Here is a 15,898-nt window from a genome sequence, read left to right as displayed (position 1 = left end):
GGAGTGACCCCCTTATGCATTTGATTCGATTTTCTCCATGTGATCACTTACTAGTTTTACAACATTATGTTCAACCATCGTTTGCGTTTGCTTAATTGCACTAAAAATCCCCATAGCATCAGAACTTCCATGAGCCTTAATAACAGGTGATTTTAAGCCAAATAACGCTGCTCCACCATACTCAGAGTAATCCATTTTCTTTTTTACACCTTTTAAGTTTGGTTTTAATACAGCTGCTGCAAGCTTCGATGTGAAATTAGTAAGCATCGCATCTTTAATTAATGAAAACATTGCAAGTGCAGTACCTTCAATCGCTTTTAAAGCTACATTTCCAGTATACCCGTCTGTAACTACTACATCTGCTACTGAGTTCATTAAGTCTCTAGCTTCAACATTTCCTATAAAATTCAAATTACTTTCTTTTAGTAATTGGAAAGTTTGTTTAGCAAGTTCATTACCTTTTTTATCTTCCGTACCGACATTTAGTAATCCTACACTCGGATTATGTATACCTCTTACTTTTTGGGCATATACAGATCCCATTATCGCATATTGAAGTAAATGATTTGCTTTTGCATCAACATTAGCTCCAACATCGAGGAAAACAAAGCCTTTTCCATCTAATGTAGGCATTGTAGGTGAAAGTGCAGGTCGTTCTACACCTTCCATTCGGCCAACAACTAATAGTCCAGCTGTCATTAATGCGCCAGTATTTCCAGCAGAAATACATGCATCAGCATTACCTTCTTTTACTTGGTTTGCCATTAAGACCATAGAAGCATTCTTCTTTCTTCTAACTGCTCTAACTGGCTCTTCCGTTCCTTCAATTACTTCATCTGTATGGATAATCGTTATATTTTTATCATTCGTTAAGAATGGTTTAATTTTTGATTCATCACCAATTAAAGTAATCTGTATATCATTCAATTTTTCAACTGCAAGCATCGCACCTTCGACGATGGCTTTTGGGGCATGATCTCCACCCATTGCATCGATAGCTAATTTCATCTTGTTCACTTCCTATTCTTCAATACTTCGGTGGTACATTTCGAATAAGCCATGGAATACATGTTCTTTTTCAACATAGCCATTGATATCAACTGTAGTACGCCTCGGATCTCCTTTTTGCGGTAAAACCTTTGCCTTCGCAATTACTCGGTCATTTGTTTTTACTGGTTTAATAAAAACAAAATTGGATTTAGCTGTAAGAGCTAAATCATCATGAATAACTGCAACTGCTAAAGAATTAGCCTGGGCAAATAAGTGATGACCTCGGGCAATTCCATTTCTACTAAAAGTATGCTCTTCCTTAACGTCAAATATAGAAATGGCACTTTCGTTTAAATGAATATCAATAACTTCACCGATTATTTCATCTACTGGTAGTGATTTTACATCTTCTAATTGCTGAGTGGCAACATTTTTGATACGCTCCCTTAACTCAGGAATTGATAATTCAAGACGATCAAGACGAATAGTTTGTATGCTCACAGATAATTGATTAGCTAAATCTTCATCTGTAATAAACGGATTTTCTTTTATAATTTTTTTTAACAATTCATGACGATCTTTTTTATTTCTTCTCATATTACATACCTCAACTACTAATTTGTGACCAGGTATTAAATACAGTTTATATTAAAAATACACGTATTACAATAGTTTTTTGACAAATTTTTAATACCTAGTACTAATCTAATTTTTCTGAATTAAATATTCCCGTTCGGTCTAAGTACATTCTTAATTCTTGATATTCTTTAGCTTTCCAAAATACATCTGAATTAACAAGTAATGTTGCATCATTTCGCGCAACTTCTAATGCACGATAGTCATGTACCATATCAGCCATTTTAAATTCGGGCACACCACTTTGTTGTTTTCCAAAGAAATCTCCTGGTCCTCTAAGTTCTAAATCCTTTTCACTTAACTCAAAACCATCGTTTGTTTCTGTCATGATTGTTAGTCTTTCTTTCCCTACTTCACTTTTTGGATCGCCAACTAAAATACAATACGATTGTTCGGAACCTCGTCCAACTCGTCCTCTTAGTTGATGTAATTGTGAAAGTCCAAAGCGATCTGCATCATAAATAACCATCACAGTTGCATTAGGTACATTTACACCTACTTCTACAACTGTCGTTGAAACTAGTATTTGAACATCATTAGCTGCAAATGCCTTCATCACGTCATCTTTCTCTGTTGATGAGAGCTTTCCATGCATCAATCCAACCTTCGCCATATTTTGATAATGAAAAGTTAGAACACTATGTATATCTAATGCATTCTGAAGGTCTAATTTCTCTGACTCCTCAATAAGTGGACAGATTAGATATGCTTGTCGTCCATTTTTGATTTCTTTACTAATAAAATCTAAAACACGATCAAACATTTCTTGTTTAACCCAATACGTTTCTATTTTTTTACGACCAGCCGGATATTCATCAATGATTGATACATCCATTTCACCAAAAGCTGTTATTGCTAAAGTTCTTGGGATTGGAGTTGCTGTCATAAATAAAACGTCTGGGAAATAGCCTTTTTCTCTTAAAACTCTTCGTTGACCAACACCAAATCGATGTTGTTCATCCGTTATGACAATACCTAATTTATTAAATTGAACCTCATCTTGAATTAAAGCATGGGTACCGACTAAAATATGTACCTCACCGTTTTTAAGTCGTTCTAGGATTTCACGACGCTTTTTACCTTTTACAGAACTTGTAAGAAGTTCAACATTAACTTCAGTATGTTGTAACATTTTTGCTAATGATTCAAAATGTTGCTCAGCTAAAATTTCTGTAGGCACCATTAATGCACCTTGATACCCATTAAGTGTACATGCATACAATGCAATAGTAGCGACAACGGTTTTTCCCGACCCAACGTCACCTTGTAATAAGCGATTCATTCGATAAGGACTTTCTAAATCTGTGAATATTTCTTGTACAACTCTATTTTGAGCCGATGTCAGAGGAAATGGTAAGGATTGGATTAGTTGTTGAATTTTTTCATTGTTTAAAGTTTTTGGGATACCTTTTGATTGATTACGCTGAATTTTACGAAGTGCTTGCATTTTTAGTTGAAAAAGAAAAAACTCTTCATAAACAAAGCTTCTTCTAGCTTGTTTTAAACTATTCGCATCAATTGGGTGGTGAAGTAATCTCATTGTTTCTGAACGATTTAAAAGTTTATATTTTTGAATTAGTTCGTTTGGCACTAAGTCATTTATTAAATGTCCATATTTTTTAAAAGACTGCTCAACAAACTTACGCATTGTTTTTACAGACATTTTCCCTTTAATTGAATAGACAGGCTCAATTTCGTGACTATTTGTACGAGAACCAAATACAAGGTCTGATAAGGAAATGGTTTGTTTATGTTGATCCCACTTACCTGAAACAGTTACATGCTCATTTAAATTTAACTTTGTTTTAAAATACGGTCGATTAAAACAAATAACAGTAATTAAGTATCGATCAACTAAAAGTCGAAATGTTAGTCGTGATTTATTTTTGCCAAAATATTGAAGAAGAGGAGCGCTATGAACAATCCCCTCGACAGTCACGCGCTCTTCATGCTTCACTTCTGATAAATCCTTATTTCGAAAATCTTCATATCGATACGGTAAATATTCGATTAAGTCATTTATAGTAAAAATACCCATATCATTTAATTGTGTTTCAGTTTCCTCGCCGACACCACTTAATACAGATACTTTTTGTTCAAGTTCAATACTCACTATTTTTTTAGCGAAACACCAAATATTTTTGCTTCCAATTCACGTCCTGTTGGCGTTGCCGCTAGTCCTCCTTCTGCAGTTTCTCTTAGCGCAGATGGCATTGTTTGTCCAATTCGATACATAGCATCAATTACTTCGTCACATGGAATTCGACTTGTAATACCTGCTAATGCCATATCTGCTGCTACCATTGCGTTTGCAGCACCCATTGCATTTCGCTTAACGCATGGTACTTCTACTAAGCCTGCAACCGGGTCACATACTAAACCAAGCATATTTTTTAATGTAATAGCAAATGCTTCAGCACTTTGACTTGGAGTACCACCAGCCATTTCAACGATCGCAGCAGCTGCCATACCACTTGCAGAGCCTACTTCCGCTTGACAGCCACCTGCAGCACCTGAAATTGACGCATTATTAGCTACAACAAAACCGAAAGCACCTGATGCAAATAGGAATTCAATCATTTGCATTCGAGTAGGATTTAATTTCTCTTTTACAGCAAAAAGAGTTCCAGGAACTACCCCAGCAGAACCAGCTGTAGGAGTTGCACAAATCGTACCCATTGCAGCATTAACTTCATTTGTAGCAACCGCTTTACTAACAGCATCTAAAAGTAGATGACCTGAAAGAAAATTACCTTTTGCAATGTAATTTTGTAGTAATACAGCGTCTCCTCCAGTTAAACCTGTTGGCGAGTGAACACCTGCAAGACCTCTTTCAACTGCCTTTTCCATAACAACAAGATTTTGCTCCATTTTACCGATAATCTCTTCACGACTTCTTCCTGTAAACAACATCTCTTGTTGAATCATTATTTCTGAAATTTTAACATTTTTTGATTCAGCTAATTCAACTAATTCAGCAACATTTTTAAACATTTGAGTTCCCCCTCTCCTTAATCAACCATTTTCGTAACGCGAATGATATGTGGTAAAGATTCAATTTCTTTAATTACTTTATTATCTAGATCTTGGTCGACCTCAATTGCCATCAAAGCAATTTGTCCGACTTCTTTACGTGAAACTTCCATATGGCCAATATTTACCGCATATTTCATTAGGACATTTGTTACACCAGCAATTGAACCAAAACGGTCATTATGAACAACAAGGATTGCAGGATAATTACCCGAAAGTTTAAGTTCAAATCCATTCAATTCAATAATTTCAATTTTTCCACCACCGATTGAAATTCCCACTAATTCAAATGGTTGGTCATCATCGAGAATAGAAATTTTCACTGTATTTGGATGCTCCGTTACTGCATCTTCTTCAACGAAATCAATTGACATCCCTTTTTCTTGTGCAATATTTAATGATTCTGGAATACGCTCATCAAATGTATCAAAATCCAATAATCCACCGATAAGCGCAACATCTGTACCATGTCCACGATATGTTTTAGCAAATGAACCATATAATGAAATCAAAATCTTTTTTGGTTCTTTTCCATAAAGATTTCTTGCTACACGACCAATTTTAGCCGCTCCCGCGGTATGTGAACTAGATGGGCCAATCATAATTGGACCAATTATGTCAAAAACACTTTTATATTTCATCACGTTTCCCCCAATACGTTATTGTAAAAGCGTATTTTATTTAGTTTTTGTTTTGCAAGAACAAATCATTTATATAAAATGTTGGTATTATGGACAACAATGTCCACTTTATAGTGTAATACGAAATTCTACAGAGTTCTACGTTATTTTACATTAGTCTTTAAATAAATTACAAAAAAAAGAAGAAGTGGATCACACTTCCTCTTTTTATCTTGCTATATTTTATCTTATTCAATCGAAAAAATATATGAATATAAAGGCTGGTTTCCGTTATGAACTTCAACTTCTAAGTGATCAAAGCTCTCTTCGGCAAATTCAACTAATTTTGAAATTTCTTCATCTGAAACATCTTGACCATATAAGATGGTTAAGATTTCAGAATCTTCATCAATCATATCTTGTAATAATTTTTTTGCGGCCTCTAATTGATGCTCATCTGTTGTAACAATTTTACTTTCAAGGATTCCCATGAAATGATTTTTTGTTATTTCTACACCATCAATTTCAGTATCTCGAACCGCATAAGTTATTTGACCTGTTTTAACTGTCTTTAATGCATCTTGCATTCCAGATTTATTTTCATCTAATGATGCCGTAGGATTAAATGATAATAAAGCTGACATACCTTGAGGTACAGTTTTAGACGTTACCACTGCTACATTACATTCTGCAACAGATGCAGCTTGCTCAGCAGCCATCACGATATTTCCGTTGTTAGGAAGTACAATAACATTTTCTGCGTTGCATTGTTCAATCGCTTTTACAATGTCTTCTGTACTAGGATTCATTGTTTGGCCACCTTCAATTACAACAGTTGCCCCAATACTTTCAAATAATGCTTTAATCCCTGATCCCATAGCTACCGTAACGATACCAAATTCTTGTTTTTCAGTAGACTGTGTAGACTCATTTTTAGAAGGAGATTCATTTGAAACCTCTTCATGTAGTAAATTAGTATGTTGTTCGCGCATATTTTCAGCTTTTAGTTTTAAAAAGCTTCCAAATCGTTGACCTAAATTAAATACTTCCCCAGGGTACTCAGCATGAATATGAACTTTTACAATTTCATCATCAGCAACTACTAATAAAGAATCACCCCATGCACTTAGCTCTTTACGGAAAGTGTCTATGTCAAAAGGATGTTTATTTAATTTATCTTTTTCAAATCGCACCATAAATTCAGTACAGTAACCGTAAACAATGTCTTCAGTATTTAACATACTTTGTACATTTCGATGTTCTGCTTCAACAAGTTCCTCTAGAGAAAGAGTCGCCTCAGCACCTTCTAGAGAAATTTCTTCACCTTTTAATGATGCTAAGAAACCTTCATAGACAAGTACTAAACCTTGACCACCGCTATCGACTACACCTACTTGTTTTAACACTGGCAGTAAGTCTGGGGTACGGTTTAAAGATGCATGTGCTTCAATAATTGTTTCCTCAAGAAAAGGAATAAATTCTTCATGTGTTTTTGCTATGACAACTGCTTTTTTTGCTGTTTCTCTTGCAACTGTTAAGATTGTTCCTTCAATAGGCTTCATAACAGCTTTATAAGCAGTTTCTACCCCTGCTTCTAATGCTAAAGCAAAATCAGTTGTTGAAATTGTATCCTTTGTTTCAATAGATTTAGAAAAACCTCTAAATAATTGAGAAAGGATTACACCAGAATTTCCACGCGCCCCCATCAATAAGCCCTTTGCAAAGCTTTGACCAACTTTCCCTACATGACTATTTGGTTTTTCTTTTACTTCCTTTGATCCAGAAGTAATCGAAAGATTCATATTTGTTCCAGTATCACCATCTGGTACTGGGAATACATTTAATGAATCTACAAATTTTACATTTTTCGTTAAGTTATTTGCACCTTGAATCACCATATCTGCAAATAATTTACCGTCAATACGTTTTATCGACACAAATTCTCCTCCTTAATGCGTCTTTACAGGTTAGCTACTTTCACACCTTGAACAAAAATATTAACAGAGTCAACTGACAAGCCTAATGTTTGATCAAGAGTATACTTCACTTTATTTTGTACGTTATTAGCAACTTCAGAAATCTTCGTACCATAGCTTACAATTATGTACATATCGATATTAACGTCCTCACCTACTTGGCGAACAATAACACCTTTTGTAAAGTTATCTTTTTTTAGGATTTCTGTAAGACCATCCTTAATTTGTTTCTTAGAAGCCATTCCAACAATACCGTAACAATCAATGGCAGCTCCACCAGCAATTGTAGCGATCACATCTGTTCCAATCTCGATTGTTCCATATTGAGTTTTCATTTCTAATGACATAATTTGGTCCCCCTTATTGGATAATCCAAGTATAGTTAGTTATACTACTTACTTATTATTGTATACCTTTTTCCAAAATAATTCTATTGACTCACTACTATTATTAGCATTTCAATAATATTCATGGTTAATTATAGAAAATACAATTATTGATGAATTTCATTTTAATAAGTCTAAGGTCCCTCTTTAATATTTAGTATATCATACATTTCGATGTCAAGGTTTTTTTCTTGAACAACTTACCAATAACTGTTGCATTAAGCAGAGCGGTATGATAAATTATAGTAGTGTTTGAATGAAAATAATCATTGAAATGTTATTCCGTTTTTTGTTAGGAGGGAAATAGATGGCTCGTGTTTGTGTAATCACAGGAAGAAAGTCTCGTTCTGGTAACAGTCGCTCTCACGCTATGAATGCTTCAAAACGTACTTGGGGTGCTAACCTTCAAAAAGTTCGTATTTTAGTAAACGGTAAACCAAAGCGTGTTTACGTTTCAGCGAGAGCATTAAAATCAGGTAAAATTGAGCGCGTTTAATTTATTAACGTACTAAAAAGCATAGCGATCCGCTATGCTTTTTTACTTTTTTTATGATACCTGTTGCCTCTAACTAAAAAACCCCTACTCCAACTAAAGCTAAGCGTCTTTTTTAAATGTACTCAGCATGGCACGAACAAGTCCGCCAAGAAATTTAGGTAATTTAATCGTATAAAATCTCATGCTTTCCCTCCTACAAGCTTTCTAGCATTTTTAAGGAAAAGATTAATCCTATTACATTCTACTTGCGATGAGCGAAAACTATGACATGAAATTGTTAATCTTTGCTCCTTACTACTAATGCTATGCCTTCGCTAAATGAAATAGACCCTTCACTCTCTAGCAGCTCATTACTTACACATAGTGATGAACCAATCTCCAATAAATGATTAGTTAGTGGGTATTTAAAGCCCTTTAAAGTTAAATTTTCTACTTTAGCACCTAATGAAAAAAAGGATACGTATTTAAAATGCTCCAGTTTAGTAATGAAATGGGTACCTTCCTGAATGACATATATTTCGTTATATTCATCAACGATTTTTATTGGAACACTAGAATTCATAAATTTTATTAATAATGACATACTGCCAAATTCATGATCTAAACGTTTCCCGGTTACACAATGGATAAAAATCTTTTCTGGTTTTTGTTTAATTGCCCATTGAACAGCAAGTTCTAAATCTGTTTCATCTTTTTCAGGAGGGTAAATAAAAACATTTGGTACTAGCCTTTTTATCTTTTCTAAATTTTCATCGCTTAAAGAATCAAAATCACCGAATATTGCCTCTGGAATTAATCCTTCTTCAATTAAGTAATGAGCTCCATTATCTACGCCAATCAGTAACTGGTTTTCGTCTTTCTGAGTAATTTCAGTAATTGTATTCGATTTCGGTCCTGCACCTACAATATGTATAATCAACTTTTTTTCCACCTTTAAAAAAAATGCAATCGAATGTCGATTGCATTTTTTGTTTCATAATTAGATTTTCCATGCAATTTTAGATGATTACATTATCCTCTAATTTTCGCTATAGCTTCTTTTCTGTCTTCCTTATTATAAACTGCTGAACCGGCTACTAATACGGTAGCACCTGCTTCTACACAAATTTTAGCTGTATGCTCGTCAACGCCACCGTCTATTTCGATTTCAACTGATAAATTGCGTTCTTTAATCAAATTAGCAACTTGTTTAATTTTAGGAACAACTGATTGAATAAATTTCTGTCCTCCAAAGCCTGGATTTACTGTCATTAAAAGGACCATGTCGACATCATCAATAATCTGTTCAATTGTTGAAACTGGCGTCGCTGGATTAAGAACTACACCTGCTTTAATTCCTAATGATTTAATCGTTTGGATCGTGCGGTGCAAATGTGTACAAGCTTCAACATGAACCGTAATAATGTCCGCTCCAGCTTTTACAAATTGTTCTATGTATTGATCAGGTTTTTCAATCATTAAATGTACATCTAGTGGAAGCTTCGTCACTGGTCTAATTGCTTCTACAATTAGTGGTCCAATTGTAATATTTGGTACAAAATGACCATCCATTACATCAACGTGAATATAATCTGCTCCTCCACGTTCTACATCTAAAATTTCTTCTCCAAGTTTAGCAAAATTCGCTGAAAGGATTGATGGTGCAATTTTAACCATATTAATACCTCGGCTTTCTATCTCTTATTTCTTCTATGAATGATACATAATGATCATATCGTTTAGGAGAAATTTCCCCACTTTCAACCGCAGCTTTTACAGCACATTTTGGTTCTTTTAAGTGGGTACAACCTCTAAATTTACATTCTTGACTTTTTTCTCGCATTTCTACAAAACAATACGATAAATCTTCGGATTCGATTCCCATAAATTCCAATGAACTAAAACCAGGAGTATCTGCCACTAGCCCTTGTCCAATTTTTATTAATTCAACATGTCTAGTTGTATGTTTTCCTCGACCTAAATGAGAGGAAATGATTCCCGTTTTTAAATCTAGCTCTGGATTAATCGCATTTAGTAAAGTCGACTTACCAACGCCGGATTGTCCTGCAAACACAGATATTTTATTTGACATATGTGGAAGTACTTTTTCTAATCCTTCCTCAGTTTTTGAAGAAGTTAAACATACTTCATATCCAATTCGGCGATAATAAGAAACGTATTCGTACACTAGTTTTAATTGTGCTTCTGAACACAAATCAATCTTTGTAATGACAATTAAAGGTTTAATTTCATTAAACTCTATTAAAACAAGGAATCGATCTAATAATATTGGAGAAAAATCGGGCTCTACTGCTGAAAAAACTAAAATTGCTTGATCAACATTTGCAATTGGAGGTCGAACAAGTTCATTCTTTCGCTCCTTAATTTCAAGTAGATAACCTTCTCCACTTTTTTCGATATGATATTCTACCTCATCTCCAACTAAAGGTGTTATTTTCTTATTACGAAAATTGCCTCTACCACGACAAGCAACTACTGTCTCATCTGTTTCGACATAATAGAATCCACTCAATGCTTTTATGATTTTGCCTTCTGGCATATACTCACTCCTACAGCTCTTTAATTCGATGGATAAGGTACATCTCTTTCTGCAATAACTTGACCATCTTTAACAATTTTATAGGAAGCAGTTTGTCCAGGATCAATTGTCACTTCTACTGGTATAGTAGTTGTTTCGGTGATCGATTTTGAAATTGCAGGTTTTTCACCATTATTATTTTTATCCCTAATATATACCTCTATTAGCTGAGGTGAACTAGGATTTGTTGGGGTATATGGTACTTGTATATTGATTGTTACTTTTTTTGTCTTTTCTTTTTGTTTTCCAGACGAAATAACAACATTTAATGTATCCCCTTCTTTTACTGCAACGTTAGCGGATGGAGATTGTGAAATAACATGATTTTCAGCAACGGTTCCAGAATCTTCCTTCGTTACGTTAAGCTTTAGGTTATTGTCACCTGCATAGGTTTCAACATCTTTTCTAGACCATCCTTTTAGGTCACGAAGAGTGATCGTAGATGCCCCTTTACTAATCCATATATTTAAATCCGTTTCTGATGGAACAACTTCAGCCCCAACGTTCGGAGATTGGTCGATTATTTCACCTTCTGATTCATCATTTTCGATAAAATGCGTCGTAACAGAGCGATAATCGTCTTGTAATCGAGATTTTATCGTGTTGTATTTGAAGCCTTTTAAGTCTTCCATCTCGTTACTTTTTTTACCTTTTGATTTATAGATCGTTATCGATGAATTTTCTTTAACAGTTTCCCCAATATTAGGAGAAGTTTTAACTACTTTCCCTACATCAACTTCATCATCAAAGATTTCTTTAGGATCGCTTATCTTTAACCCTTTTGATGCAAGCAACGTAACCGCACTTTCGTATGTCATATCCTTAACATCTGGAATTTCTACGTCTTCAGGTAAAAATAATGCAGGAATCAATGTTATCGCTAATAAACCACCAATTAAAAGTGCAATAAATGTACCTATAATAAACTTTGCAAAAGAATTTTTCTTCTTCCGTTTTAATTTATCAGGTTCATTTTTGACAGCTTCTTTTTTGACAGGTTCTTTTTTGATTGGTTCTTTTTCTTTAGTTGATTTTTTCTTTGATGGTACGACAACAGTATCATCATTAGTTGATACTGGAATATCCTTTATGATCGGAATTACCTTCGTTTCATCATCATTTGTAGGAATCACAAAAGGTTTTTCATTCAAACGATCACTATCCAAAGCAGTTTGTAAATCTAGCTTCATCTCATCTGCTGTATCATATCGATAAAAGATATCTTTGGCAGTAGCTTTTAAAACGATATTTTCAACGCTTTGTGGTATTTCTGGATTAAATTTTGTTGGTGGTGGAACTTCACTTTGTAAATGTTTTAATGCGATTGCAACTGCACTCTCACCCGAAAATGGTAGTTTTCCAGTTAAAAGCTCAAACATTACAATTCCTAAAGAATAAATATCTGACTTTTTATTCGCAACGCCACCTCTTGCTTGTTCAGGTGAAAGGTAGTGAACAGAACCAAGTACTGAATTTGTTTGTGTAATTGTTGCAGCTGTCGAAGCTGTTGCAATTCCAAAATCAGTAATTTTTACATTTCCTTCTTTATTAATTAAAACATTTTGCGGTTTTACATCTCTATGAACGATTTGAAAATGATGCGCATGAGCTAATGCTGAGGCTAATTGCTCCATAATCCTCAATACTTCTTTTGGCTTTATAGGTGTATGATGCTGAATATACTCCTTTAAAGTCTCACCTTCAACGTATTCCATGACGATATACTGTAATCCATCTTCTTCCCCAACGTCATATGAGCTTACGATATTTGGATGAGAAAGCGAAGTAACTGAATATGCTTCCCGTTGAAATCTTCTTAAGAAGTCAGGGTCATTTGAAAAATCAGCTTTTAACATTTTTACAGCTACATCTCGATCTAATATCATATCACGGGCTAAATAAACGTTTGCCATACCGCCAACACCAATTAATTTTAAAATCTTATATCGGTCGTTTAGGCGTCTACCAATCATCACGCTCATCATCACCCTTTCTCTATATTTCTAGGCTCAAACTTAATAATGGCAAGCGTGATGTTATCTTCTCCACCAAGATCATTTGCGATTGAGATCAACTGGTTACCAAGAATATCGATTGGTAGATTTTCATTTAATTTTTCATTAAAAAGTTCATTTGATATTTTATTCGATAAACCATCTGAACATAAAATGATTAAATCATCTTCTTCCCAAGTTAAAGTTTTAATATCAACATCAACTGTTTCCTCGGTACCAAGTGCTCGCGTTATAACATTTTTACGAGGATGAATTTCTGCATCCTCCATAGAAATTTGCCCAAATTTAACAAGTTCAGCGACAAAAGTATGATCTTCTGTTATTTGCTTGAACCCTTCATCATTTCTCAAATAACTTCTACTATCACCTATATGAGCAATCGTAAAAAATAAAGGCGTACAAATAATCGCTTCAAGGGTTGTCCCCATACCCTTGCACTCTTCATTTTGCTCTGAATGAACTAATAAGTTTGTATTTAATTGCGCTACAATATTTTTTAGCCATGATTCGGCTTCTATCGGTGTTTCAAAATTACTTGTATTTTTCCACTCTGCTTCAAGGAAATTGATCGCCATCATACTTGCAACCTCACCCGCTAAATGGCCACCCATACCGTCAGCAACTACAGCTAATACGATTCCTGAATCGTTCGTAAATATACCTACGCTATCTTCATTATGCTCTCGAACTTTCCCCGTATCAGTTTGAAAAAAAGTTTGCATTATTTCACCTCGTCTCCTCTTTACGCTCCTTTGCACGCAACTGTCCACAAGCTGCATCTATATCATGACCTTGTTCACGACGAATTGTAACATTAACTCCATTATTTTTAAGTACTTTTTCAAATGCAAAAATTTGTTCCTTAGGTGTTCTTACGTAATCTCTTTCAGGTACATAGTTAACTGGAATTAAATTAACATGACATTTAACTCCTTTAAGTAACTTAGAAAGTTCTTCTGCATGCTCAACTTGGTCATTTTCACCACCGAATAAACCATATTCAAACGTTACACGTCTACCTGTTTTTTCAACATAGTAACGAACAGCGTCCATTAAATCCGGTAATTTGTATGCACGATTAATTGGCATTAATTTAGAACGTAACTCACTGTTAGGAGCATGTAATGAAATCGCAAAATTAATTTGAAGTCCCTCATCAGCAAAGTTATAGATTTTTGGAATGATTCCACTTGTTGATACTGTAATATGTCTTGCACCAATGTTAAGACCTTTTTCAGAATTAACAATTCTTAAGAAATCCATTAAACCATTATAGTTATCAAATGGTTCGCCTATACCCATAACTACGATTGAGCTAACTCTTTCTTCAACTTCATCAATAGCACGTTGTACTTCTAATACTTGTGCAACGATTTCACCTGCTTCAAGATTTCGTTTTAAACCGCCAAGAGTCGATGCACAAAAAGTACATCCAATTCGACAACCTACTTGTGTCGTTACACATACAGAATTGCCATAATTATGTCTCATTAAAACAGTTTCAATCGAATATCCATCATGTAATTCAAATAAAAATTTCATCGTACCATCTGAAGAGGTTTGTTTAACTAATGTTTTTAATGTCGTTATTGTAAAATTCTCTTCAAGTAACATACGTAGCTCTTTTGGAATATTTTGCATTTCTTCGAAGCTTTCAACTCGTTGTACGTATAGCCAATTATAAATTTGCTTTGCACGGAAAGCCTGCTGCTTTTGCGCCTTTAACCAATCCTCTATATCACTCACTTTTAACGAGTAAATTGAGGGTTTATGCGTTTTTTCTATTTTGACTGAATTTGTAGTATTTTCTAATTTCAACGTTACACCTTCTTCCTTAATCTTGCAATAAAAAATCCATCCGTTCCAAAATAATGTGGTAGTAGCTGTACATACCCTTTTTGAACCGATTTATTTTCATTTAATTTTTCCGGAACATGATCAATTAATGAATGATCTAATTCATAATCGTGATGCTCATCTAAAAAAGCTTCGACCACATCAATATTTTCTTCATGTCCAACTGTACAAGTGCTATATACTAAAGTTCCACCTGGCTTAACCAACTTTGAAGCTTCGTCTAAAATAGACTTCTGAACTCTTTGTAAATTCGTTACATCAGTAGGGCTCTTTTTTAATAAAATATCTGGTTTACGTCGAATAACCCCTAAACCAGAACAAGGTGCATCTACTAATACTTTGTCAAATAATCTTCCTTCAAACTCTTCTGGTGCTTTTCTTGCATCTAGAGCTTTCGTTTCTATATTATCTAACCCTAAACGATTAGCTTGTTCTTTTATCAACTTTACTTTATGCTTGTGTAAATCCAATGAAGTGACTGACCCAGTACCGCCTAACAACTCAGCAATATGTGTTGATTTACCTCCAGGTGCTGCACATGTGTCTAATATATCTTCACCCTTTTCAACCCCAAGTACTTGTGCAACTAACATCGAGCTTTCATCTTGAATTGAAAGGTAACCTTCTTTAAATGCATTCGTATGAGCAACATTTCCTTTTTGGATTTCTATTGCAAATGGAGACAGTTTTCCTTCCTTAACCTGTACCCCATCATCTTCAAGCATTTTAAGAACTTCTTCTCTAGTTGCTTTCATTGTATTGACTCTTGCAGTTTGAAACGGTGGAAGTATGTTCTCTTCACAAATTCTTCTTGTTTCTTCTTCTCCGAATTCTTTTACCCATTGTTCAATTAACCATTTTGGATGATTCGTTTCAATTGAAAGCTTTTCGATTGGTTCCTTTATTTCATCGATTGATCGTAAACCATTTCTTTGGATATTTCTTAAAACCCCATTTACTAAAGAAGCAATTCCTTTATGTCCTCGCTTTTTAGCAATATTAACAGCCTCATTTAAAACTGCATGAGGAGGTATACGATCTAAAAAATGCAATTGATATAATGAAAGTTTTATTAAAATATAAACCCATTCTTCTAATTTCTTCTGATTTTTAATGAATGGTTCTAAATAAAAATCTAATAATTGATCTCTTTGGATTGTTCCATAGATTATTTCTGTTAATAGTCCCGAATCAGCCGAAGATAAATCATTCTTTTGAATATAGTTATTTACTAACAAATTACTATACGATTGATTTTTATAAACTGAAAGAAGAGCCTCCAAGGCAATCTCTCGTACATTTTTACTCATG

The 15,898-nt window shown here is 34.3% G+C and carries 16 protein-coding genes; 1 reads left to right on the top strand and 15 read right to left on the bottom strand.

Annotation, left to right across the window (positions count from 1 at the left end; all coding sequences use genetic code 11):
• Window positions 1–12: 12 nt before the first annotated feature.
• The 7 genes from plsX to V5E38_RS05170 all read right to left on the bottom strand — a co-directional run bounded on the left by plsX (window position 13) and on the right by V5E38_RS05170 (window position 7,602).
• Window positions 13–1,008, bottom strand: a complete 996-nt coding sequence (gene plsX, locus V5E38_RS05200; protein WP_499212444.1) for a phosphate acyltransferase — start codon at window positions 1,006–1,008, stop codon at window positions 13–15.
• A gap of 12 nt (window positions 1,009–1,020) precedes the next feature.
• Window positions 1,021–1,587: a transcription factor FapR gene (gene fapR / locus V5E38_RS05195; protein ID WP_097975511.1), complete on the bottom strand. Its 567-nt coding sequence runs from the start codon at window positions 1,585–1,587 to the stop codon at window positions 1,021–1,023.
• A 103-nt stretch (window positions 1,588–1,690) separates the two neighbouring features.
• A complete protein-coding gene (gene recG, locus V5E38_RS05190; protein ID WP_499212443.1) occupies window positions 1,691–3,739 on the bottom strand; it encodes an ATP-dependent DNA helicase RecG in 2,049 nt (682 codons plus the stop codon).
• A complete protein-coding gene (gene sdaAA / locus V5E38_RS05185) occupies window positions 3,739–4,620 on the bottom strand; it encodes an L-serine ammonia-lyase, iron-sulfur-dependent, subunit alpha (protein ID WP_025568942.1) in 882 nt (293 codons plus the stop codon). The genes recG and sdaAA overlap by 1 nt, the downstream gene beginning before the upstream one ends.
• Window positions 4,621–4,637: 17 nt before the next feature.
• A complete protein-coding gene (sdaAB, locus tag V5E38_RS05180; RefSeq protein ID WP_097975515.1) occupies window positions 4,638–5,300 on the bottom strand; it encodes an L-serine ammonia-lyase, iron-sulfur-dependent subunit beta in 663 nt (220 codons plus the stop codon).
• A gap of 227 nt (window positions 5,301–5,527) precedes the next feature.
• The gene (locus tag V5E38_RS05175) at window positions 5,528–7,216 is read right to left on the bottom strand and encodes a DAK2 domain-containing protein (protein ID WP_499212442.1); all 1,689 of its coding nucleotides are present in this window, start codon (window positions 7,214–7,216) and stop codon (window positions 5,528–5,530) included.
• A gap of 23 nt (window positions 7,217–7,239) precedes the next feature.
• Entirely contained in the window at window positions 7,240–7,602 is a 363-nt protein-coding gene (locus V5E38_RS05170) for an Asp23/Gls24 family envelope stress response protein (RefSeq protein WP_088012978.1), read from the bottom strand.
• A gap of 346 nt (window positions 7,603–7,948) precedes the next feature.
• Here V5E38_RS05170 and rpmB point away from each other — a divergent pair, with 346 nt between their 5' ends.
• Window positions 7,949–8,137 carry a 50S ribosomal protein L28 gene (gene rpmB / locus V5E38_RS05165; RefSeq protein ID WP_025568947.1) on the top strand — a complete coding sequence of 63 codons (189 nt, stop codon included), beginning with the start codon at window positions 7,949–7,951 and terminating at the stop codon, window positions 8,135–8,137.
• Window positions 8,138–8,236: 99 nt separating this feature from the next.
• On the opposite strand, the gene spoVM is transcribed toward rpmB, so the two are convergent.
• The 8 genes from spoVM to rsmB form a co-directional block, all read right to left on the bottom strand.
• Window positions 8,237–8,320 (bottom strand): stage V sporulation protein SpoVM, encoded by an 84-nt coding sequence (spoVM, locus tag V5E38_RS05160; RefSeq protein WP_056470930.1) that lies wholly within the window; start codon window positions 8,318–8,320, stop codon window positions 8,237–8,239.
• A gap of 94 nt (window positions 8,321–8,414) precedes the next feature.
• Window positions 8,415–9,056, bottom strand: a complete 642-nt coding sequence (locus V5E38_RS05155) for a thiamine pyrophosphokinase (RefSeq protein WP_499212441.1) — start codon at window positions 9,054–9,056, stop codon at window positions 8,415–8,417.
• Window positions 9,057–9,148: 92 nt separating this feature from the next.
• On the bottom strand, window positions 9,149–9,793 hold the full coding sequence (gene rpe, locus V5E38_RS05150; protein ID WP_335478765.1) for a ribulose-phosphate 3-epimerase: 645 nt from the start codon (window positions 9,791–9,793) through the stop codon (window positions 9,149–9,151).
• 1 nt (window position 9,794) lies between these two features.
• Window positions 9,795–10,676 carry a ribosome small subunit-dependent GTPase A gene (gene rsgA / locus V5E38_RS05145; protein WP_335478767.1) on the bottom strand — a complete coding sequence of 294 codons (882 nt, stop codon included), beginning with the start codon at window positions 10,674–10,676 and terminating at the stop codon, window positions 9,795–9,797.
• A gap of 20 nt (window positions 10,677–10,696) precedes the next feature.
• Complete coding sequence (gene pknB, locus V5E38_RS05140; RefSeq protein ID WP_499212440.1) at window positions 10,697–12,691, bottom strand: Stk1 family PASTA domain-containing Ser/Thr kinase; 1,995 nt, start codon at window positions 12,689–12,691, stop codon at window positions 10,697–10,699.
• An 8-nt stretch (window positions 12,692–12,699) separates the two neighbouring features.
• Window positions 12,700–13,452 carry a Stp1/IreP family PP2C-type Ser/Thr phosphatase gene (locus V5E38_RS05135; RefSeq protein WP_387324457.1) on the bottom strand — a complete coding sequence of 251 codons (753 nt, stop codon included), beginning with the start codon at window positions 13,450–13,452 and terminating at the stop codon, window positions 12,700–12,702.
• A 4-nt stretch (window positions 13,453–13,456) separates the two neighbouring features.
• Window positions 13,457–14,515: a dual-specificity RNA methyltransferase RlmN gene (gene rlmN / locus V5E38_RS05130; RefSeq protein WP_097976160.1), complete on the bottom strand. Its 1,059-nt coding sequence runs from the start codon at window positions 14,513–14,515 to the stop codon at window positions 13,457–13,459.
• Between the two features lie 35 nt (window positions 14,516–14,550).
• Entirely contained in the window at window positions 14,551–15,897 is a 1,347-nt protein-coding gene (gene rsmB, locus V5E38_RS05125) for a 16S rRNA (cytosine(967)-C(5))-methyltransferase RsmB (RefSeq protein ID WP_499212439.1), read from the bottom strand.
• Window position 15,898 lies beyond the last annotated feature (1 nt).

The sequence above is a fragment of the Rossellomorea sp. GAMAL-10_SWC genome (assembly GCF_049568075.1).
Lineage (GTDB): Bacteria > Bacillota > Bacilli > Bacillales > Bacillaceae_G > Gottfriedia.
This window is presented reverse-complemented; position numbering and strand designations above follow the sequence as displayed.

Excerpts from the sequence above, each read along its gene's own strand:
- plsX (WP_499212444.1), bottom strand. The coding sequence starts at position 1,008 with ATGAAATTAGCTATCGATGCAATGGGTGGAGATCATGCCCCAAAAGCC.
- fapR (WP_097975511.1), bottom strand. The coding sequence starts at position 1,587 with ATGAGAAGAAATAAAAAAGATCGTCATGAATTGTTAAAAAAAATTATA.
- sdaAA (WP_025568942.1), bottom strand. The coding sequence starts at position 4,620 with ATGTTTAAAAATGTTGCTGAATTAGTTGAATTAGCTGAATCAAAAAAT.
- sdaAB (WP_097975515.1), bottom strand. The coding sequence starts at position 5,300 with ATGAAATATAAAAGTGTTTTTGACATAATTGGTCCAATTATGATTGGC.
- V5E38_RS05170 (WP_088012978.1), bottom strand. The coding sequence starts at position 7,602 with ATGTCATTAGAAATGAAAACTCAATATGGAACAATCGAGATTGGAACA.
- rpmB (WP_025568947.1), top strand. The coding sequence starts at position 7,949 with ATGGCTCGTGTTTGTGTAATCACAGGAAGAAAGTCTCGTTCTGGTAAC.
- spoVM (WP_056470930.1), bottom strand. The coding sequence starts at position 8,320 with ATGAGATTTTATACGATTAAATTACCTAAATTTCTTGGCGGACTTGTT.
- rpe (WP_335478765.1), bottom strand. The coding sequence starts at position 9,793 with ATGGTTAAAATTGCACCATCAATCCTTTCAGCGAATTTTGCTAAACTT.
- rsgA (WP_335478767.1), bottom strand. The coding sequence starts at position 10,676 with ATGCCAGAAGGCAAAATCATAAAAGCATTGAGTGGATTCTATTATGTC.
- V5E38_RS05135 (WP_387324457.1), bottom strand. The coding sequence starts at position 13,452 with ATGCAAACTTTTTTTCAAACTGATACGGGGAAAGTTCGAGAGCATAAT.
- rsmB (WP_499212439.1), bottom strand. The coding sequence starts at position 15,897 with ATGAGTAAAAATGTACGAGAGATTGCCTTGGAGGCTCTTCTTTCAGTT.